8 protein-coding genes, 1 pseudogene and 1 CRISPR repeat array are annotated in these 22,188 nt (G+C 40.1%); all 9 genes and pseudogenes read right to left on the reverse strand.

The window, feature by feature from the left end:
- A pseudogene (locus H6G40_RS06905) lies at positions 1–608 on the reverse strand (IS30-like element ISMae39 family transposase); the annotation flags it as partial.
- Positions 609–739: 131 nt separating this feature from the next.
- Positions 740–14,894: a CRISPR direct-repeat array (repeat unit 37 nt; unit sequence GTTTCAATCCCTAGTAGGGTTTAAGATTAATTGGAAC).
- A 233-nt stretch (positions 14,895–15,127) separates the two neighbouring features.
- The gene (gene cas2 / locus H6G40_RS06910) at positions 15,128–15,400 is read right to left on the reverse strand and encodes a CRISPR-associated endonuclease Cas2 (protein WP_002742874.1); all 273 of its coding nucleotides are present in this window, start codon (positions 15,398–15,400) and stop codon (positions 15,128–15,130) included.
- Positions 15,401–15,412: 12 nt separating this feature from the next.
- Positions 15,413–16,417, reverse strand: a complete 1,005-nt coding sequence (cas1d, locus tag H6G40_RS06915) for a type I-D CRISPR-associated endonuclease Cas1d (RefSeq protein ID WP_190537449.1) — start codon at positions 16,415–16,417, stop codon at positions 15,413–15,415.
- Between the two features lie 5 nt (positions 16,418–16,422).
- Positions 16,423–17,016, reverse strand: coding sequence for a CRISPR-associated protein Cas4 (gene cas4 / locus H6G40_RS06920; protein ID WP_190537452.1), 594 nt, complete (start codon positions 17,014–17,016; stop codon positions 16,423–16,425).
- Positions 17,017–17,018: 2 nt separating this feature from the next.
- Positions 17,019–17,852 (reverse strand): CRISPR-associated endoribonuclease Cas6, encoded by an 834-nt coding sequence (cas6, locus tag H6G40_RS06925; RefSeq protein ID WP_190537454.1) that lies wholly within the window; start codon positions 17,850–17,852, stop codon positions 17,019–17,021.
- The gene (locus H6G40_RS06930) at positions 17,852–18,418 is read right to left on the reverse strand and encodes a Uma2 family endonuclease (RefSeq protein WP_069474921.1); all 567 of its coding nucleotides are present in this window, start codon (positions 18,416–18,418) and stop codon (positions 17,852–17,854) included. The genes cas6 and H6G40_RS06930 overlap by 1 nt, the downstream gene beginning before the upstream one ends.
- Positions 18,419–18,501: 83 nt before the next feature.
- Positions 18,502–19,068 carry a Uma2 family endonuclease gene (locus H6G40_RS06935; RefSeq protein WP_069474922.1) on the reverse strand — a complete coding sequence of 189 codons (567 nt, stop codon included), beginning with the start codon at positions 19,066–19,068 and terminating at the stop codon, positions 18,502–18,504.
- A gap of 40 nt (positions 19,069–19,108) precedes the next feature.
- Entirely contained in the window at positions 19,109–21,394 is a 2,286-nt protein-coding gene (gene cas3 / locus H6G40_RS06940; protein WP_069474923.1) for a type I-D CRISPR-associated helicase Cas3', read from the reverse strand.
- Positions 21,395–21,398: 4 nt separating this feature from the next.
- On the reverse strand, positions 21,399–22,178 hold the full coding sequence (gene cas5d / locus H6G40_RS06945; protein ID WP_069474924.1) for a type I-D CRISPR-associated protein Cas5/Csc1: 780 nt from the start codon (positions 22,176–22,178) through the stop codon (positions 21,399–21,401).
- Positions 22,179–22,188: the final 10 nt, after the last annotated feature.

Raw genomic sequence — 22,188 nt, forward strand, 5'->3', positions numbered from 1 at the left:
AATCCTGCTACTAAAAATTTCGAGGCTTTATCTACATGAGTAACGAGAACTCCTAGATGATTGCCTCCAATCATTGTGTCACTTTCCCAATGACCGATTTCAGTTTTCTGGTCAGCAATTACTGGTCGCTCGCTGATATCTACACGCCCTGGAATCCCTCCACGCTTACTTTTTGCTCCGCCTCGACTCTTTCTTTGACAAAGCCCCCGGCGTAAATATTTCTGGTACTCTCCACATCCGTGATAGTTCTGATAGATCATTTGATAGATGGTTTCGTGACTGAGAGATTCTTGACTGGCTCTTTTCAGACGACCTGCTATTTGTTCGGGACTATGATAATCTTTCAATCCTTCTTTGACCAACTCTAAGGCTGACTCGCTGACATTTTTAAAGGGTTGTTTGGCATTTTTTCGCCTTGTCTCGCTTTCAGCTTGTGCTGTGTCAGGTAGATAGCAGCCAAGGGAACTTTGATTCCTTTTTAATTCCCGTGATATTGTGCTTTGATGACATCCGAGCCAGACGGCCATTTGCCGTTGAGATAAATTTCCCTCCTGACTAAGTTGGTAGAGCAAGTTTCTTTGTTCTATGTTAAGATGTTGGTGGCTCATTTTGGGTCTGATTTGTTTTTGTTAATGATCAGACAGTACCTGATGAGCCTTTCTTTGTCAACTCTTGAGGTTGATGCGTTTCATTTTTGAATTGGCGAATTATAGCGTTTAAAAATGTCGTTATTGTGTCTGTTTCAATCCCTAATAGGGTTTAAGATTAATTGGAACTTTCTGGTTTAGTGGCAGCCGCTGCCGCTAAACTAAGTTTCAATCCCTAATAGGGTTTAAGATTAATTGGAACGTTGAAGTTGCCGATTCCTGGTTTTGCTGATGGCGGGTTTCAATCCCTAATAGGGTTTAAGATTAATTGGAACGCCCGTTGGTCATGATTGATTGAATTGCCGTTCTGTTTCAATCCCTAATAGGGTTTAAGATTAATTGGAACGACCAACTAGAGCAAGCGATCGCCCAAGGCGAAAGTTTCAATCCCTAATAGGGTTTAAGATTAATTGGAACAAGCCCCTTAAGTGCCTGAATAAGCTCCAATTCTGTTTCAATCCCTAATAGGGTTTAAGATTAATTGGAACAAAGAGATAAATTTAGGGCTAAAAAGCCTTTACACGTTTCAATCCCTAATAGGGTTTAAGATTAATTGGAACAAGGTGAATTTTAATTAGGAGGTAAAAACAATGAAGTTTCAATCCCTAATAGGGTTTAAGATTAATTGGAACATTGACTGAATCTGCCAACTCAGAATCAGCGATCAGTTTCAATCCCTAATAGGGTTTAAGATTAATTGGAACTTGATTTTTGCTTCTAGTTTGAGTATTTGGCAGATGTTTCAATCCCTAATAGGGTTTAAGATTAATTGGAACTGTGTGCATTTTTAATTCCCTATATTGATTTTTTCTGATGTTTCAATCCCTAATAGGGTTTAAGATTAATTGGAACACTTTTAAAATCACAGAAAGCGGGCGAGCTTATGCTGGTTTCAATCCCTAATAGGGTTTAAGATTAATTGGAACGTGGCAACCCAGCGACCAGCCCTCAAAAAAGCCTGCTTGTGTTTCAATCCCTAATAGGGTTTAAGATTAATTGGAACACGGGCGATCTACGGCAATAATCCTAATTTCAGATTGCGGTTTCAATCCCTAATAGGGTTTAAGATTAATTGGAACGCTAAAAAGTCAAAAAATCCAGAGGAGAAAAAGGTTTCAATCCCTAATAGGGTTTAAGATTAATTGGAACACATAACCTTCGTGAACATAAGCCGCGTACTCCACAGTTTCAATCCCTAATAGGGTTTAAGATTAATTGGAACATTTCTACAAGTGGGATAGCGAGGCAACTGAGGGGTTTCAATCCCTAATAGGGTTTAAGATTAATTGGAACAAATATGCCAGTTGTTAATAGATCCGATTATAAAGTGTTTCAATCCCTAATAGGGTTTAAGATTAATTGGAACTATTATTCGCAGTTTATAATCTAAACTGTCATCTAGTTTCAATCCCTAATAGGGTTTAAGATTAATTGGAACTTGCCAGAATTTTAAGGGGCAAAAAAGCCAAGGCTGTTTCAATCCCTAATAGGGTTTAAGATTAATTGGAACTTGGCTCCTAAAAAATTCGGTGGTACACCCATATTAGTTTCAATCCCTAATAGGGTTTAAGATTAATTGGAACAATCCTTCGTACTTTACTTTCAACATTTTAGCTCGTTTCAATCCCTAATAGGGTTTAAGATTAATTGGAACTAGGGCATGGTAAACCATCGATGATTAGACGGGTGTTTCAATCCCTAATAGGGTTTAAGATTAATTGGAACGATAATTCCTTTTCAGACTGTAAATGATAAAATTCTGTTTCAATCCCTAATAGGGTTTAAGATTAATTGGAACGTATCCGATCGCCTGGCCTTCCCCATCGAACGCCGGTTTCAATCCCTAATAGGGTTTAAGATTAATTGGAACCGTGGTGGCCGTTTGGCAAAAAAGAAGAAAGGAAAGAGCAAAGTTTCAATCCCTAATAGGGTTTAAGATTAATTGGAACGGGTTAGAGCAGTTCGCCGGAAGCTATGGGTGCTGTTTCAATCCCTAATAGGGTTTAAGATTAATTGGAACGTTCAGAAATTCTAGACTTTCAGAATGCCACTTTGTTTCAATCCCTAATAGGGTTTAAGATTAATTGGAACAAACTGTCCATCAGAATAGCTAACCTTGCCCATGTTTCAATCCCTAATAGGGTTTAAGATTAATTGGAACCATCGCTCATCATTTCACTTAATTGCGCTGGATTGTTTCAATCCCTAATAGGGTTTAAGATTAATTGGAACTTTGTCGGCAGCTTTCGGGCCAATCCCGCCGATTGTTTCAATCCCTAATAGGGTTTAAGATTAATTGGAACGCATAGGCTTGTCTCATCCCCTTCATCTTTGCAGTGTTTCAATCCCTAATAGGGTTTAAGATTAATTGGAACACCGGTGAGACTTTTCCTATATGGCGCGGGATCGATGTTTCAATCCCTAATAGGGTTTAAGATTAATTGGAACCCCTAGACTTGAAATAATTCTCAATGATTACATCGTTTCAATCCCTAATAGGGTTTAAGATTAATTGGAACTCCCCTCCTAAATAGGAGGAAAAAAAGATGGAAAGTTTCAATCCCTAATAGGGTTTAAGATTAATTGGAACATCTGTGTCTATACTGTCTAGCTGTTGGCTATCCGTTTCAATCCCTAATAGGGTTTAAGATTAATTGGAACAATACCACTTAGTGCGATCGCCTCTCTCTAAAACCTGTTTCAATCCCTAATAGGGTTTAAGATTAATTGGAACATAAGCAGGTTATTTCTCTCTTAAAATCAACGGGGTTGTTTCAATCCCTAATAGGGTTTAAGATTAATTGGAACCCTCTCTTTTATTTATATCAGTAATCCCCGAAAAAGTTTCAATCCCTAATAGGGTTTAAGATTAATTGGAACTCGAAGGAATCAAGGAGATAGATTGATTATTTGGTTTCAATCCCTAATAGGGTTTAAGATTAATTGGAACGCCATCAAAATTAAATCGCATAGTTAAATTCCCCTTGTTTCAATCCCTAATAGGGTTTAAGATTAATTGGAACACGCCCTTTTTTGGTGATCACAGGAACTTTGGTTGTTTCAATCCCTAATAGGGTTTAAGATTAATTGGAACCACTATATTCCGATTCATTAGCTAATCGATTAATTGTTTCAATCCCTAATAGGGTTTAAGATTAATTGGAACAATGAATCAGAATATCTATATCTAAAGCGCGAATTAGGTTTCAATCCCTAATAGGGTTTAAGATTAATTGGAACTTATGTTAAACTTTTGTGAAGTTCCCAAAAATCACGTTTCAATCCCTAATAGGGTTTAAGATTAATTGGAACAGTTCGCCGGAAGCTGTGGGTACTGATTCCTTTAGTTTCAATCCCTAATAGGGTTTAAGATTAATTGGAACTCTTTTCCCCTAACCCAATCAGGGTAAGGGTTTTGTTTCAATCCCTAATAGGGTTTAAGATTAATTGGAACATTCTGGCAAGTGATTCCACAATGGAGAATCAGGAAGTTTCAATCCCTAATAGGGTTTAAGATTAATTGGAACTGCTCGAAATTCAATCGAGCCACGGGGGGTAAATCTGTTTCAATCCCTAATAGGGTTTAAGATTAATTGGAACATTTTTGTACCAGTCATGAATAGTACAGGGTACTGTTTCAATCCCTAATAGGGTTTAAGATTAATTGGAACGTGATGATGGAGAGAATGGTTATTGTTTTATCGGGAGTTTCAATCCCTAATAGGGTTTAAGATTAATTGGAACAGTCACCAAAACTGCTAGGTATTTAGCAAATTTTGTTTCAATCCCTAATAGGGTTTAAGATTAATTGGAACTATCAGCCAAAATTATTGGCTCAAAACTAAGCGTAGCTGTTTCAATCCCTAATAGGGTTTAAGATTAATTGGAACAATTGGAACAATCCTGATTGGCTGGGATTTAGCCAGTTAATGTTGTTTCAATCCCTAATAGGGTTTAAGATTAATTGGAACAAATACCTTAGAGGCAAGGATAGTTTTTCTGCGTGTTTCAATCCCTAATAGGGTTTAAGATTAATTGGAACTCTTGCCAGGAGTGGCCAAATCGAATTAGCCTAGCGTTTCAATCCCTAATAGGGTTTAAGATTAATTGGAACTGGGATTCGGCAATTATTGTTACCTCTTGGTACAGTTTCAATCCCTAATAGGGTTTAAGATTAATTGGAACTCGCAATTATTCCCCGCAATTACTGAGGAAATCGGTTTCAATCCCTAATAGGGTTTAAGATTAATTGGAACAGTTGACGAATTGCGAAAACTGGTTTATCAGTTGTTTCAATCCCTAATAGGGTTTAAGATTAATTGGAACTTTCGCCCTTAAAATTTGAAAAATGAAAATTTTCTGTTTCAATCCCTAATAGGGTTTAAGATTAATTGGAACTCCTAAGATTGATGTAATTAATACAAATATTATTGTTTCAATCCCTAATAGGGTTTAAGATTAATTGGAACTATTTTTAATGGTGTGATTAAGGCAATATCATCTTTGTTTCAATCCCTAATAGGGTTTAAGATTAATTGGAACAAACTCAAAGATTTATGGCTGAATGGCAATCCTGTTTCAATCCCTAATAGGGTTTAAGATTAATTGGAACGAAAAGTCTTGCTAAGTTAGTATGCAAGTAATTGTTTCAATCCCTAATAGGGTTTAAGATTAATTGGAACCTTCTACTTCCTTAATTGCAGAAGCTGTATCGGTAGTTTCAATCCCTAATAGGGTTTAAGATTAATTGGAACGGGAGCTAATGGTGGGGGGGGAGGGACAAAAGCAGTTTCAATCCCTAATAGGGTTTAAGATTAATTGGAACGGGTATCGATCGCCTCATCGATCGCGCCTAATTGGTTTCAATCCCTAATAGGGTTTAAGATTAATTGGAACCTGTTAACGAGTTACTGCTATGAGTCTAAAATCGTTTCAATCCCTAATAGGGTTTAAGATTAATTGGAACCTGAGATATCGAGGTATAAATCGTCAAGCATTGACGTTTCAATCCCTAATAGGGTTTAAGATTAATTGGAACGATATAGCAAGGGTTTTAGACTGGTATATAAGAATGTTTCAATCCCTAATAGGGTTTAAGATTAATTGGAGCCTGATTTTATAAAAAAGAATCCTCAATTTGCTGAAGTTTCAATCCCTAATAGGGTTTAAGATTAATTGGAGCCTGATAAGATACTCTTATCTTACACTACTTTACAAAAGTTTCAATCCCTAATAGGGTTTAAGATTAATTGGAGCTTGGTTACTTTTAGCATCTCAAGGGACTATCATCCACGTTTCAATCCCTAATAGGGTTTAAGATTAATTGGAGCCATTTTTTGGAGTTCATCCAGTCTTAAGTAAAGAGACTCGTTTCAATCCCTAATAGGGTTTAAGATTAATTGGAGCTATGGGAGAATGTCATAAGATAAGATCAAGTAAATAGTTTCAATCCCTAATAGGGTTTAAGATTAATTGGAGCAGGAGCGATAGCCCGATTAAATCCATCGGTAATATGTTTCAATCCCTAATAGGGTTTAAGATTAATTGGAGCAACTCGACTATCCATCCGTATTCGTGAGTTAGAAGGTTTCAATCCCTAATAGGGTTTAAGATTAATTGGAGCGAGACTCAACTTCTTTAATTACAAGCTTTGCCTTGTTTCAATCCCTAATAGGGTTTAAGATTAATTGGAGCCCCATTTGCTAATTATCTAGATTCCAAACTTTTTGTTTCAATCCCTAATAGGGTTTAAGATTAATTGGAGCACTTTTCCTTTAATCCATATAGAGTATTTTCCTGTTTCAATCCCTAATAGGGTTTAAGATTAATTGGAGCAAAATACTTAGAAGTATTCTATAAAGATTCAACCGGTTTCAATCCCTAATAGGGTTTAAGATTAATTGGAGCCTGGGTGATCGGAGTCTTGGGGTGACTCAAGGGTGTTTCAATCCCTAATAGGGTTTAAGATTAATTGGAGCAATCGCTGACATTCTCTAACCTTATCTGGTATCCGGTTTCAATCCCTAATAGGGTTTAAGATTAATTGGAGCAAGCTTTAGATACCGAAAAAATACAGAAGAGCTTGTTTCAATCCCTAATAGGGTTTAAGATTAATTGGAGCTAGTGCTGCAAACTCGGAGGAATCCAAAGAATTGAAGAGCTTGTTTCAATCCCTAATAGGGTTTAAGATTAATTGGAGCCCTAGGATCGCCTTGGCGACAGTAGGATCGCCAGGTTTCAATCCCTAATAGGGTTTAAGATTAATTGGAGCGAATAGAAAAAATAGAAAATCGCTTCGATGATTGGTTTCAATCCCTAATAGGGTTTAAGATTAATTGGAGCTAAATAAAGATAGCCCCTTAATCGCTAATCCTTTGTTTCAATCCCTAATAGGGTTTAAGATTAATTGGAGCGAGGGATTCCCCTGCTTTGTCGGGATTGGTCAAAGTTTCAATCCCTAATAGGGTTTAAGATTAATTGGAGCAATAAAAGCATGAAACTCAATAGGAGTAAAACTTATGTTTCAATCCCTAATAGGGTTTAAGATTAATTGGAGCATCTCTTCAGGGGTATAAATTCCCCCAGTTCTTGTAGTTTCAATCCCTAGTAGGGTTTAAGATTAATTGGAACGTATTCATAAGTAGCCAGATCAATTTCCCCGGAAGTTTCAATCCCTAGTAGGGTTTAAGATTAATTGGAACTAAATATAATCTCGTCTGGTTGGCTCCAATCCCCTGTTTCAATCCCTAGTAGGGTTTAAGATTAATTGGAACTCCGATTCTAATAATGAGATTCGAGTCGCCAACATGTTTCAATCCCTAGTAGGGTTTAAGATTAATTGGAACTAGCTCCGGCTTCGGCACTGCCAGTCACCGAAGTTGTTTCAATCCCTAGTAGGGTTTAAGATTAATTGGAACACGGATATTCCTGCTAGTACCATTAACTATTGGCATGTTTCAATCCCTAGTAGGGTTTAAGATTAATTGGAACTCTCCTCAGTAATTGCGGGGAATAATTGCGATTCTGTTTCAATCCCTAGTAGGGTTTAAGATTAATTGGAACACTACCGAAGAATTAGGGATAGGGAAAGAACGAGTCAGTTTCAATCCCTAGTAGGGTTTAAGATTAATTGGAACTTTGTAGTAGAGGGTGATTATAAAGAAAGATACGGGTTTCAATCCCTAGTAGGGTTTAAGATTAATTGGAACTAATTATTGCTGATAACTGATAGCCAAAATTAAACTATTGTTTCAATCCCTAGTAGGGTTTAAGATTAATTGGAACACCTTTTTATGTGTTATCATGGGGTAAGGATTGAGTTTCAATCCCTAGTAGGGTTTAAGATTAATTGGAACTACTTAGTCAAGCATCCCCTAGTAGTTCGTGATTTGTTTCAATCCCTAGTAGGGTTTAAGATTAATTGGAACCCTTTTGTAAATCCTTTGGGGCGGAACACAGAAAAGTTTCAATCCCTAGTAGGGTTTAAGATTAATTGGAACCCGGGCTGACCGGGATCGCCTTTTGGTCCTTGAAAGTTTCAATCCCTAGTAGGGTTTAAGATTAATTGGAACAGATCAGATAAATTATCACTTGCAGTTCGGCTGTGTGTAGTGTTTCAATCCCTAGTAGGGTTTAAGATTAATTGGAACGCGGATCTAAGAAGTGGAGGCCGTCCGATACTCAAGTTTCAATCCCTAGTAGGGTTTAAGATTAATTGGAACCTGAATGCCTGTAATCAAGATATAGCAAGGGTTTTAAGTTTCAATCCCTAGTAGGGTTTAAGATTAATTGGAACAAGGGAAGGGGAAGGGGGAAGGGGGGAAGCGATCGAAGTTTCAATCCCTAGTAGGGTTTAAGATTAATTGGAACAATCCCATTGCCACTGCGAGATGTGGCACACAAAGTTTCAATCCCTAGTAGGGTTTAAGATTAATTGGAACTTCACAATAGCTAGGAGCAATTTTTATCAAATAAAAAGGTTTCAATCCCTAGTAGGGTTTAAGATTAATTGGAACTTTTTATTGCATGGATGCAATCCTTAGAAGCTTGCGGTAGTGTTTCAATCCCTAGTAGGGTTTAAGATTAATTGGAACTCGGCTTGATAAAGCGGGCTATCCGATCAAATTCGTTTCAATCCCTAGTAGGGTTTAAGATTAATTGGAACATGAGTCGGATCGTTCGATAGCCTGTACCCTGTATTGGTTTCAATCCCTAGTAGGGTTTAAGATTAATTGGAACGATAAATTCGCGCACCTTTTTGCTCTGCGGCTTTGTTTCAATCCCTAGTAGGGTTTAAGATTAATTGGAACTGTCAGATTTTACCCCGTCAAGGGCATCAACCATGTTTCAATCCCTAGTAGGGTTTAAGATTAATTGGAACGAGCGATTTCAGCTTTACCATCGGCGGAACATCCGTTTCAATCCCTAGTAGGGTTTAAGATTAATTGGAACAATAGCCGGTTTAATCGCATAATAATGGCGTTGTGTTTCAATCCCTAGTAGGGTTTAAGATTAATTGGAACTCTATAAGGCATTGACAATATCTACAAAGTCTAAGTTTCAATCCCTAGTAGGGTTTAAGATTAATTGGAACGAACGAATATCACACTAACTATTAGTGGCAATGTGATCGTTTCAATCCCTAGTAGGGTTTAAGATTAATTGGAACGAGCAGGAGTGGCTCTACCCCTTGCTACAAAAGCGTTTCAATCCCTAGTAGGGTTTAAGATTAATTGGAACATCGAATTGAATTGGTGCTAAAAGGAAAACGCAAGTTTCAATCCCTAGTAGGGTTTAAGATTAATTGGAACGCGAATCCGCGCAAAGGCCGAGTCCGAGGGCAAGTTTCAATCCCTAGTAGGGTTTAAGATTAATTGGAACTTTGCCGTTCTCCCAAATTTTGCCGCGTAGTCCAGTCTGGTTGTTTCAATCCCTAGTAGGGTTTAAGATTAATTGGAACTTTGCAGACTCTAGATTAGAGCCAAAGCTATCATCAGTTTCAATCCCTAGTAGGGTTTAAGATTAATTGGAACCCTTACCCTAATATTATTAATACTACTTATGCGTTGTTTCAATCCCTAGTAGGGTTTAAGATTAATTGGAACGATCGCTCTTTATCTTGAAGAAACGAAACGAGACTAGTTTCAATCCCTAGTAGGGTTTAAGATTAATTGGAACTATCGGAATCAAAAGGGGAGCTGATTCAAAAGCTGGTTTCAATCCCTAGTAGGGTTTAAGATTAATTGGAACCAGGATGATGTAGCAGCCGAGTTAGGCGTGACAAGTTTCAATCCCTAGTAGGGTTTAAGATTAATTGGAACCTGTTTACTCTTATGTTTACGGTCTCTAACTCGCTTGTTTCAATCCCTAGTAGGGTTTAAGATTAATTGGAACAAGTTACTCCTAAAGACTTGGAAGTTCAATCATAGTTTCAATCCCTAGTAGGGTTTAAGATTAATTGGAACTCCTCGTGTGGCAAAATTTTGCCACTGATTCTCTGTTTCAATCCCTAGTAGGGTTTAAGATTAATTGGAACCTTTACCTCCGATGTAGGTTCGTTGTAGGGGAAGTTTCAATCCCTAGTAGGGTTTAAGATTAATTGGAACTCCCGTTACCGCTACTGCGCCCGCGCCAGCTTTTGTTTCAATCCCTAGTAGGGTTTAAGATTAATTGGAACACAGAATTCTTAACTGGTACACCACCACCATCAGGGTTAAATGTTTCAATCCCTAGTAGGGTTTAAGATTAATTGGAACGGTTCTTTGAGTAGTTGCTTCATCGTAGCAATGGAAGTTTCAATCCCTAGTAGGGTTTAAGATTAATTGGAACCTGATCTATTTCTTTCAGAAATAGAAACTTGGAAGCGTTTCAATCCCTAGTAGGGTTTAAGATTAATTGGAACGATGATGGTGATGATCAAGGATGGATAATAGCCAAGTTTCAATCCCTAGTAGGGTTTAAGATTAATTGGAACGATAATGTCGATGGACTATAGAGGAAAAAAAAGAAAGTTTCAATCCCTAGTAGGGTTTAAGATTAATTGGAACTTGAATTACTTTTTAGTTTGCCGCGTAAAGTTGGTTTCAATCCCTAGTAGGGTTTAAGATTAATTGGAACTTTTCGATAGCGGCTTCTATCTTTAAGATTTTTTCGTTTCAATCCCTAGTAGGGTTTAAGATTAATTGGAACACTAAATCTGCAAATTTTATCGGTAAATGATAAGTGTTTCAATCCCTAGTAGGGTTTAAGATTAATTGGAACCAGAGAGAATACGAATATCAGATCGCTATAGCGCGTTTCAATCCCTAGTAGGGTTTAAGATTAATTGGAACGCTCTGATAATTTCGCTGGGATTGGGAGAATTTTGTTTCAATCCCTAGTAGGGTTTAAGATTAATTGGAACGTATCCCGAAAATCGCTCATACCTAATCGACACTTAGTTTCAATCCCTAGTAGGGTTTAAGATTAATTGGAACTATTTCTCGCTGAAACTTTGGCTATGCTTACCCTTGGGTTTCAATCCCTAGTAGGGTTTAAGATTAATTGGAACAAGAAGTCGCCGCCGTTGCTTGTCCTGGAATATCGTTTCAATCCCTAGTAGGGTTTAAGATTAATTGGAACCTCCTTTGCCAGCCATATTTACACCAAAAATCTTTGTTTCAATCCCTAGTAGGGTTTAAGATTAATTGGAACATGGGGTGGGCCCCACTCTAGCTATCCACTCCTCTGTTTCAATCCCTAGTAGGGTTTAAGATTAATTGGAACAGTTCGTTCACTGCTCCCAACTGGTCACGCAGAAAGTTTCAATCCCTAGTAGGGTTTAAGATTAATTGGAACCTTAACTGTTTCTTCTGCCTGTTTTTGGGCATCTTGGTTTCAATCCCTAGTAGGGTTTAAGATTAATTGGAACATATTCCCCTAGCAGACCCTTCCCACCCAAAGCATGTTTCAATCCCTAGTAGGGTTTAAGATTAATTGGAACTCGGGGAAATTTCTTGCTTATCAGAAAATCGAATGTTTCAATCCCTAGTAGGGTTTAAGATTAATTGGAACTGTCGCCCTTGCTGGGACTGGGTTCTGGACTACGTTTCAATCCCTAGTAGGGTTTAAGATTAATTGGAACAATGCCCGGCAGAAAAAGCCGAGCATAGTACAAAAGGTTTCAATCCCTAGTAGGGTTTAAGATTAATTGGAACTAGTTGATCGATTGAAAAATGTACACTATTTTTATGTTTCAATCCCTAGTAGGGTTTAAGATTAATTGGAACGCCCGGAGCCAAAGCGCCCAGAGGCCACCGAAAAGTTTCAATCCCTAGTAGGGTTTAAGATTAATTGGAACATCAATGAAAATCTCGCTATAGCCTTCATATAGACGTTTCAATCCCTAGTAGGGTTTAAGATTAATTGGAACCTGAGAATGCGATAGAGTCCATCGGGGCCGCCCAAAAGTTTCAATCCCTAGTAGGGTTTAAGATTAATTGGAACTCGATCTCTTTTATCGGCAAAAATTCAACTATTGAGTTTCAATCCCTAGTAGGGTTTAAGATTAATTGGAACCAATTGTTGAGGTATTTTTTTAGGCTCATGGCCTTGTTTCAATCCCTAGTAGGGTTTAAGATTAATTGGAACCTTAGCTTACTGCAAGATTGCCGATCTTGCCGGTTTGGGTTTCAATCCCTAGTAGGGTTTAAGATTAATTGGAACAAATCATGTTCACATTAGCAATAATTGAGCATTTATCGTTTCAATCCCTAGTAGGGTTTAAGATTAATTGGAACTTGGACCTCGAAATACACAATTAGCCATAATTCAATAGAGTTTCAATCCCTAGTAGGGTTTAAGATTAATTGGAACTACAGGTCAGTAAGGAATTAAAAGAGTTCGTCCAACGTTTCAATCCCTAGTAGGGTTTAAGATTAATTGGAACGGGTGCTAAATTCGACAACGCTCTTATCCTACAAGGGAGTTTCAATCCCTAGTAGGGTTTAAGATTAATTGGAACTCGCTTCCCGGCACTCCTCGCGGGGCGAGACATAAGTTTCAATCCCTAGTAGGGTTTAAGATTAATTGGAACAAGAGTGTGACAAGGTGTGACAAAAATGGCAAGACTAAGTTTCAATCCCTAGTAGGGTTTAAGATTAATTGGAACAGCTCAATTTTGGACATTTTTAGGAAAATGCCGGTTTTGTTTCAATCCCTAGTAGGGTTTAAGATTAATTGGAACAACTGCTCACCGGGGAAACGAAGCAGGAAGATCGTTTCAATCCCTAGTAGGGTTTAAGATTAATTGGAACTCGCTTTATAGTGGCCGTTGCAGTAATATTTCTGAGTTTCAATCCCTAGTAGGGTTTAAGATTAATTGGAACGCAAACAAGGCTAGGGCTAAATCCCATATTTTCGTTTCAATCCCTAGTAGGGTTTAAGATTAATTGGAACGTTGTCAGTCAAGAAATCAAAACAATTAGGAGTAAGTTTCAATCCCTAGTAGGGTTTAAGATTAATTGGAACGTACCACCGATTATTAACCTGAATGCCCGACTTTTGGTTTCAATCCCTAGTAGGGTTTAAGATTAATTGGAACGAGTGATCTATCGATCGCTTCATGGCTTGTCCCCGTTTCAATCCCTAGTAGGGTTTAAGATTAATTGGAACAATTCTATTAACGGGCGGAGCAGTATAATAAATAGTGTTTCAATCCCTAGTAGGGTTTAAGATTAATTGGAACCTCACTAAATTTACTAGGTACGGTATCGAGTATAGGTTTCAATCCCTAGTAGGGTTTAAGATTAATTGGAACACAAGGCCTCACTAATCCTACAGCCACAATAAAGTTTCAATCCCTAGTAGGGTTTAAGATTAATTGGAACCTTAATACGGGTGCGGCGGCGGGTTTTAAGCGAATGTTTCAATCCCTAGTAGGGTTTAAGATTAATTGGAACCTGAGCGAGCGGCGCGAATCCAAGAATTTACCGAGGAGTTTCAATCCCTAGTAGGGTTTAAGATTAATTGGAACAAGGGGTTTTGAAAAAATTTCTAAAAATATTTTTCAAAGTTTCAATCCCTAGTAGGGTTTAAGATTAATTGGAACGAACCAGCCACCAGCCCGGCCCCCAGCCCGCCCAATCGTTTCAATCCCTAGTAGGGTTTAAGATTAATTGGAACCTGGTTCATTAGGCGGTTTCCTCCGCCGCTTTTTTTATGTTTCAATCCCTAGTAGGGTTTAAGATTAATTGGAACTTTTCTTCGCCCCGTTTTGCCGTCTAAAACAGTCAGGTTTCAATCCCTAGTAGGGTTTAAGATTAATTGGAACGCAATGATTCAATAAGCTCCTGGGCTAAAGAGAAAGTTTCAATCCCTAGTAGGGTTTAAGATTAATTGGAACTCAAGCACGTGATCGCGAATGCGCGACTAACTTTGTTTCAATCCCTAGTAGGGTTTAAGATTAATTGGAACAATAAACATCGCCATCCCCAGCAACCAATCCTCTAGTTTCAATCCCTAGTAGGGTTTAAGATTAATTGGAACAAAAAAGGTTTTGATGTGGCCGATTGGTTGAAAGTTTCAATCCCTAGTAGGGTTTAAGATTAATTGGAACTGTTTGTACTAAAAAAACCCCTCTACAAGAGAGGGTTTCAATCCCTAGTAGGGTTTAAGATTAATTGGAACACCTCTAAATACACCTCTAGCAAAGCCTCAATAAGAGTTTCAATCCCTAGTAGGGTTTAAGATTAATTGGAACCTGCATTCGCTGTGGTATGCAAACTGTTTTTAGTCGAGGTTTCAATCCCTAGTAGGGTTTAAGATTAATTGGAACAGGTGTCTGAAAAGCTGCATTTGCTATTACAGGATGTTTCAATCCCTAGTAGGGTTTAAGATTAATTGGAACCTTTCCTGCTCTAGGGTGGATCAAGTGTATTGAAGTGTTTCAATCCCTAGTAGGGTTTAAGATTAATTGGAACGAGTGAAGATGAACCAGAAGATTTAATCAATGCTGTTTCAATCCCTAGTAGGGTTTAAGATTAATTGGAACTGTATGCACTCTGCATACAAGTCAAAAAATCCCAGGTTTCAATCCCTAGTAGGGTTTAAGATTAATTGGAACTTGATTAGCAGTAACAACCGTGGATTTTACATCAATGTTTCAATCCCTAGTAGGGTTTAAGATTAATTGGAACCGTTTATGGTTACTTATGGTCATTTATAGTGATTTTGTTTCAATCCCTAGTAGGGTTTAAGATTAATTGGAACCGCCCAGTGGTAAAAGCTATACGCTATGGGATTTTCAAGGTTCGTATGCGCCGCACCCGCAATAAACCAATCATACAGCAAGTGACCCAGTTCTTCAAGACCCCGCAAAACCTTACGGGATAAGGTGCGCCCCGCGTTGGAAAGGAAAATCATCTCGAATCTATATTCCATAAGCTTTTCAGCCACCAGATAATAGTTAAGGATTTTTACAGCTACCCGGAAGCGCAACCGAGCTAAACAAAAAAAATTGTATTATCCCGGGGTAACTCACCACCGATACGTTCCACTTTACCCCGACAACAGGCGCAGAGAAAATAAAAGCGGATGCTATCGGTATCGGGTTTGATCAACTTACTCAAGCGCCCGCGCAGCTTAGCGTACTGGGTATCGGTTAGATCGCACTCAAAAACACTATACTGCACCCGTTGGCCGTAGGACTTTAACGTATTGTGAATTTTGGTTCGTCGCTTATCGTCGGAAATATCGTAACTGACAACAAAATACATGACCGCCTCTACCTACTTTAAAATCAAAGGTGGATACTTATCCGTCTCGTCCATCAGATATTTCGCCATTAGTCGGGCCTGAATCTCGAAAGCTTCTTGATAAGTACACTGTTTACCCATTACCGGATGCTTAAACTTGGATTGTTTCTTCTGTTCGTACAAGCGCAGGAAAATCTGTAATCCCTCTCTCGTCAAGGAAACCGCACCGCTTAAGGGTTCGGTGGTGAAATGTTCGGGGGTAAGATAAGGATGATTGACCCCATTGAGAACCACGGCATCAACGACGATCGCTCTAAATTCTTCCATCAGATCCAGTGCCAGCGAGGGGCGACCGTAGCGTTGATAGTGAAGATAACCGAGATAGGGGTCAAAACCGACCAAATTGATCGCACTCTGCACGTCATGGCGCAATAACGCATAACCCAGACTCAAAAGAGAATTGACCGGATCTCGCGGGGGGCGACGGTTACGCGAGGTAAAGGTAAAAGTATCGCCGAGAATTAGGGAATCAAAACAACTGAAATAGGCTGCGCTTCCGGCTCCCTCTAACCCCCGGAGAGAATCGATCGCCGAGATTGTTTCGATCGAGCCGATCGCTGCTTCCAGACAAGCGATCGCAGTTTGTAAATCCAACTCCTTTCGATCGCGTTGACGACGGAGTAGAATGTTGCGGTAATTCTTCAGCTTGCCGCGGACGAATCCCCGCACTAAATGAATGGCTTTCGGAGAATCGCCGGCGGCCTGCCATTGCGCTCGACGAACGAAAATATTTTTGGTCATCTCCGGTTCCAATCTACCGAGATAGCGTCCGGTGGATGTGACGAAACTCAGGGGAATATGACGTTCCAACAATTCGATCACCAATGCGGGAGAAACTGAACCCCGTCCGAAAATCACCACTCCTTCCACGTTCAATAGAGGTACATCGAGTATCGTTTCCTTGGATGCTTTGACCGTTAAACGCTCGTCATTTTTGCCGAGAAATGCGTCTTCTCTTGTCACATATACCGTTCCCATATTTTTTATTCTTCCTCTCGATATCGTTGGACTTTTTCGGTTAATCGGGGCAAACAGCGATCGAACAAACTGCATCCCTTGCAGCGGGGTGAATAGACCGCCGGGGGCATTTTTCCCGTCTGGATCAGGGTTTCAACTGCTCGGATCGTAGCGATCGCCCGTTGCCGTAGAGCAAGATCGATCGCCACCGGTTGACGCTGGTGAGAACTGGCATAGTAGATATAGCCAGTATCTAGCCTTTTTCCCGTCATTTCTTCCAAACACAGAGCTTGAGCGCACACCTGCAACTCGTCGTTATCCCATTCGCCTTTACTGCCCCGTTTGTATTCCACGGGGATAAATTCGCCATCCTGGGACTCGATCAGATCGGCCTTACCGATGAGACGGTAATTGTCTGATTTAAGCCAGATCGCCCGAATTTGCCATATTTCCTCGCGGTTTGCCGCCCCGACGGTGTGAACTCGCTCGTGTAAATTTGTTCCCTCGATCGTATAGCTATTATCGAGAAATTCCCCGGCGACGAACATTCTCCAACAACGGTGGGGACAGTAGGCGTAATGGTTGAGAGCGGCGATCGGTATGTAATCAGATTCATCCATGGCTATCTTTTCTCCTTAGCAATTCTGCGAGTCATCCCCATCCCCATGGTGGTTTTCCGTCCCACTCCCGCGTAGAGGGCAAAATCCGCCAGTACATTAATCGCTTTAATCTTTGCGGGTTCCACCTCTCCCAAAAGACGATAGTGAATCTCGCCTACACAACCGAACGACTGGTTTTTATAGGCTTCGTCGGCTAATTTCGTTTGAATATCGAAGAAACTAGGGAAAATCGACTCTAGGGCAATAGAATCGAAGGGGATAGCGCTATAGCGATTCCAACGATTGAGAAGGCTATTAAACACCAGTTCCCGCGTCGGTAAGGCACTATCGAATTTTCCCTGCCGGAAGGTGACGGGGGTAGCGAAAAGGAAATCAAATTCCCGATTCGTTTCCGAGGCGTTTTCATACAGGTATTGATAAGTACAAGAGTTCGCCCAGGGTTGAACCGATTGCGGGGTGGCGAGGACGCTAGTGATAACCAGATCGGCGGAACCGAGATGCCAGGGGTGTTTTGGATTGAGATTCAACCAGAGGGAGGTTAATTTACCGAATAATCGGTCATCGAGCAGAGAAATCCGCCACCAGCAGGGAGTTTCGGGGGCGATTGGCCGTTCGTGTCGCCACTGCGGGGAATTTATCGTTTTTCCACCGGATTGCATCTGTAGTGGCGATAAGGTAAAAGCTTTATCTGCCTCGGCTGCGTGTAGAATGTTCCCTAATTCCTGATCGACACTACTGACAAGGGTAAGGAATAGCGCGTGAAGGTGTCGTCCGGTGAGAAAATTCGGATAGATCGGCGATCGAGGTGTGAGATTGAGAACGAGACTGTAGGGCATTAACTTAATCGGGCCTTGGCGAAAATTTGTCTGGGGGTTAGGGTTAAATCGGGGAGGAGAATATCGCTAATTTCGTCATCGCCTTTTTTAATCGCCGGGGGTGCATCGGGATAGAAAATTGTGATCTGCTTGGCCCGGGGATCGACGATCCAGACGCGACTGACTCCTGCTTTTAGGTAGTCCACGGCTTTTTCGCTCAGGCTGCTGAAGGATTGTTCCGGAGAAATAATTTCGATGACTAATTCCGGGGGAACGGGACAAGCTTCATCGGTGAGGGGAATATCTCCTAACCTTTCCGGGGAAATGTAGAGAAGATCGGGAACGGGACACCAATCCCGATCGTTTTTGCTTAGAATAATTGCCCATTCGATTCCCACTTCTCCCCGTCCTTGATTCCAGCGATCGAGTACGAGAAATAAAGCACCAGTTAAACGAGAATGAAAGAATTTCGGTGACATTTTCTGGATAGCTTCTCCATCGACTAATTCATAGGTAATATCGCCCTCGGGAGCGGTTAGTGAGAAAAATTCCGGTAAAGTGAGGGATTTAGAAGATATAAGAGTCATGGTCAATTTTCAACCGAAGTGATAGGACAATCGAGCGGGAATTTTCAGATCGGGGCGATCGCTTATAACGAGACTGTAGGGCATTAACTTAATCGGGCCTTGGCAAAAATTTGTCTGGGGGTTAGGGTTAAATCGGGGAGGAGAATATCGCTAATCTCGTCATCGCCTTTTTTAATCGCCGGGGGTGCATCGGGATAGAAAATTGTGATCTGCTTGGCCCGGGGATCGACGATCCAGACGCGACTGACTCCCGCTTTTAGGTAGTCCACGGCTTTTTCGCTCAGGCTGCTGAAGGATTGTTCCGGAGAGATAATTTCGATGACTAATTCCGGGGGAACGGGACAAGCTTCATCGGTGAGGGGAATATCTCCTAACCTTTCCAGGGAAATGTAGAGAAGATCGGGAACGGGACACCAATCTCGATCGTTTTTGCTTAGAATAATTGCCCATTCGATTCCCACTTCTCCCCGTCCTTGATTCCAGCGATCGAGTATAGAAGATAAAGCCAGAGTTAAACGAGAATGAAAGAATTTCGGTGACATTTTTGGGATAGCTTCTCCATCGACTAATTCATAGGTAATATCGCCCTCGGGAGCGGTTAGTGAGAAAAATTCCGGTAAAGTGAGGGGTTTAGATGTAACGCTAGTCATAACAAATATTCTCCAGCCTGCTGTAAGTTTTACGCTATTTTTAAGCTATGTAAAAGTCCTCGCCATCTGGTAGTTTTAATCTTCTTCCACTGGAAGCGATCGCTAATATACCAGATAAACTCGGAAAAAAAGTAAACTCCTTCGGTCTAGGTTGTTCAGCAAAATGAACGTACATCGGAAATATTGTTAGCCCTTGTTTTCTAAGCTGAATAATCGTACCCTGATTTTCTTGCGTAGATACAATTACTCCCGATACGAATTGTTGCCTTAGTTGTTGTAATGAGGGAGTTGGAATTTTTGCGCCTCTTAGCCATCTTTCAAGGTTACAGTCCTCAAAAGCCATTAATCGATTCAGCTTATTTTGTTTAAATTTCTCCAATGAATCTTGATTATATAGAATAAATTTAAGCTCATAAGGTTTATCTACTCGTCTCTTAAGTTCAATTTTCTCTCCGTCGGTAGCGAAATCATAATACCTAAGTAAATGAATAGGATCGATAATAGTTTCTTCGGATTCATCGAGCAAAAGATTAAAGCGATCAACAACCTTAATGTTGTCAAAAAGACTATCTCGGAATTGAAAGATAGGCTGATAGGTGGCATACCACATCCTAGCGAAACCCTTCAAACTCTCGAAATTTTCTGGGTATTTTTTAAACATATCTTCATAATGTTTAATTTTATTCTGATCGGCTTCTATTTCTTTCAAATATTCAGGATAATAACATTTAAAGAAAGTTTTAATCAGCGCTTGACCTCCCTTGGTAAATTTCCAATCACTTTTTAGTTTTTTAATAGAAATATCTTTAATCTTCTCCGCACCAGTAAAAACACGCATTCGAGACCGATAGTAACTCCAGTCTTTTGTGCCTCCTAAGATACACCGCATTGTTTGATATAACTCTTCAATAACGCTAATTTGGGGTAAATCTGTCAAAAGATCTTCTAACTCGGATAAAGGACGAGCTATCTCTAAAGAAGCTTCGGAACGCCAGTAAATACTTAAAAAAGGACGATCTAAGCAAGATAAACTTTCTAGCATCTTTCTCAATGACTCTCGACCACCTGATCGATCTAGTTCGAGAATTCCCTCTTCCCAAGCTTTCGGATCTATATAGGCGATCGCTTCCGACGGGATATCTGTAATCTTGCGCCCTAATACTCTGCCAACTCTTCCTAATCTTTGCCAGAAAGAATGACGATCCTTCGCAGAAAAAATTAACCAATCTAAAGTTTGTCGGGTTGGGACTGGATTTTTCTCGAAGTTAAAACCCACATCTACAGTGCTGGTTGCGAGAATAATCGGTTTTTGAACTGCTAAAAGTCTATCCTTTTGAGGTGTCGATCCGTGTATTCTTCCGTAACCCTCTTTTAATCCTCGTTCCGTCAGCAAATCGGCCAACCGATTAATGTGATCTTTAGAGTCGAGAATAACTGCACCATTGTCATTGGGATTCGCTAGATATTTTTCCTTGACTTCATCCGCGATTTGTACTAGATATTCGTCTCGTTCAATTTTCGAACGAATTTCTAGAGCCACTTTGGTCTGCGAAGGAACTTGATCGCTATTATTATCCTCCCCATCAATTCGCGCGATTCTGATTCCCGCTCTTTCTAAAGTGTTAAAAGCTTCATCACAAGCTTTCTCAGGAGTTGCCGTCAGAATAACAATTTTCCGATTGTTCTGAAAATAGTCTAAAACCTTAGAATAAGCGATAAAAAATAGCAAACTAACTAACTGTTTAGCACTATACAGATGAAATTCATCAAATATAATTGTAGAAAATCTGCTATAAAACTCACTAGCTATGTTAGATTTATCTAAGCTATTATAAGCCCAAAACGTAGCATAATAAAAAATATCAGGGTTTGTAACTAAGAAAAGTGGTCTATTTGCTCCTACTTCGGGAAAAATCGTAGCGGGATTCTGAAGGAGATTATAGAGCTTTTCTCCCGATCGTTTGCCTACCCGATCATCTGACCATCCCTGAATTTCCTTGGCCGATGCGGCCTTGACAACGTGCGTTAATTTAGCATCCCTCACAAAAGCCTCGGCCGCTTCCGCTTGTTGGGTGACAAGCGCGTTAGTCGGAGCGATATAAATCGCAGTTTGATTGGGATTATGTAAAAGAACCGTAAAACCCGCTTTTGTTTTTCCAGTTCCAGTTGGTGCTAGATCGAGAATTAAATCGTGATTGCGGGATTTTTCATACACTTCTACCTGATGTTGTAGGGCTGGTTTCATAAAATGGAGTTTATCAGGAAGAGAATCACAAACCGCAATACTTTTTGGCTCTAGCCATATATTTAAAAATTGATTATCCATAATTTCACCCTCCGCAGAATTTTAAATAAGCGGGAACAATCGATTCACCTATCTGCCAAGCTTCTCCTTGAAAGTGAAGATTTTTGAAAAGGGAGACTGGCGGAATTGCAATTAGATCGAACGATAAAAAATTTACACTAGCGGGTATATCAGCAGTATTGAGGTAGATATGACTACGATATTCCCCGTTGGGTAATAGAATAACTCTATTTTCGGAAAGGATGGTTACTTTCACTTTACTGGTGAATTTGCCTAAGCGAATATATTCGGGCAATTCTCTATTTCCGAACACTAAAGTTTGAAAACGACTTCCTCGTTCTATTATCCGTAGTCGTCCCGTTTGAGGAAAATTGCTCGGTCGAAAGGTATTCGGCTTTTTCCCGGAGCGTTTGATCGGTAAGTCTTCACGGGCGATCGCCACACGATTATTCGTCATCGCATACCAGTAACTATCGGACAGTGCGTTAAAACGTTCAAATCGAAAAGATGTCCGATCATTTTTCGGCCACGCGGGCAAAATGTAACTATCTAAAGGCGATAGGTCTTCCCGGTATCTCGGTCTACAGGTTGCGGTTCCCGTCAGACGGTAGGGAGAACGCGCCCAACCAAACGCATAAGCGAGTGCGTAGTTACCGATCGCTCCCTCGGTATAGTAGGTGTCGGATAACTCTCTAGAGGCGAAAAAAACGGGTTCGGCACACCAAAGCTCGATCAGCCTCGCACTTTCGTAAATTGTCTTTTTCGGTTCCGCTAGGGACGGGAGAGGTAATTCAAGTTGTTGCATAAAATTCGAT

The sequence above is a fragment of the Microcystis viridis FACHB-1342 genome (genome assembly GCF_014698335.1).
GTDB lineage: Bacteria > Cyanobacteriota > Cyanobacteriia > Cyanobacteriales > Microcystaceae > Microcystis > Microcystis ichthyoblabe_A.

Excerpts from the sequence above, each read along its gene's own strand:
- cas4 (WP_190537452.1), bottom strand. The coding sequence starts at position 17,016 with ATGGATGAATCTGATTACATACCGATCGCCGCTCTCAACCATTACGCC.
- cas2 (WP_002742874.1), bottom strand. The coding sequence starts at position 15,400 with ATGTATTTTGTTGTCAGTTACGATATTTCCGACGATAAGCGACGAACC.
- cas6 (WP_190537454.1), bottom strand. The coding sequence starts at position 17,852 with ATGCCCTACAGTCTCGTTCTCAATCTCACACCTCGATCGCCGATCTAT.
- H6G40_RS06930 (WP_069474921.1), bottom strand. The coding sequence starts at position 18,418 with ATGACTCTTATATCTTCTAAATCCCTCACTTTACCGGAATTTTTCTCA.
- cas3 (WP_069474923.1), bottom strand. The coding sequence starts at position 21,394 with ATGGATAATCAATTTTTAAATATATGGCTAGAGCCAAAAAGTATTGCG.
- H6G40_RS06935 (WP_069474922.1), bottom strand. The coding sequence starts at position 19,068 with ATGACTAGCGTTACATCTAAACCCCTCACTTTACCGGAATTTTTCTCA.
- cas1d (WP_190537449.1), bottom strand. The coding sequence starts at position 16,417 with ATGGGAACGGTATATGTGACAAGAGAAGACGCATTTCTCGGCAAAAAT.
- cas5d (WP_069474924.1), bottom strand. The coding sequence starts at position 22,178 with ATGCAACAACTTGAATTACCTCTCCCGTCCCTAGCGGAACCGAAAAAG.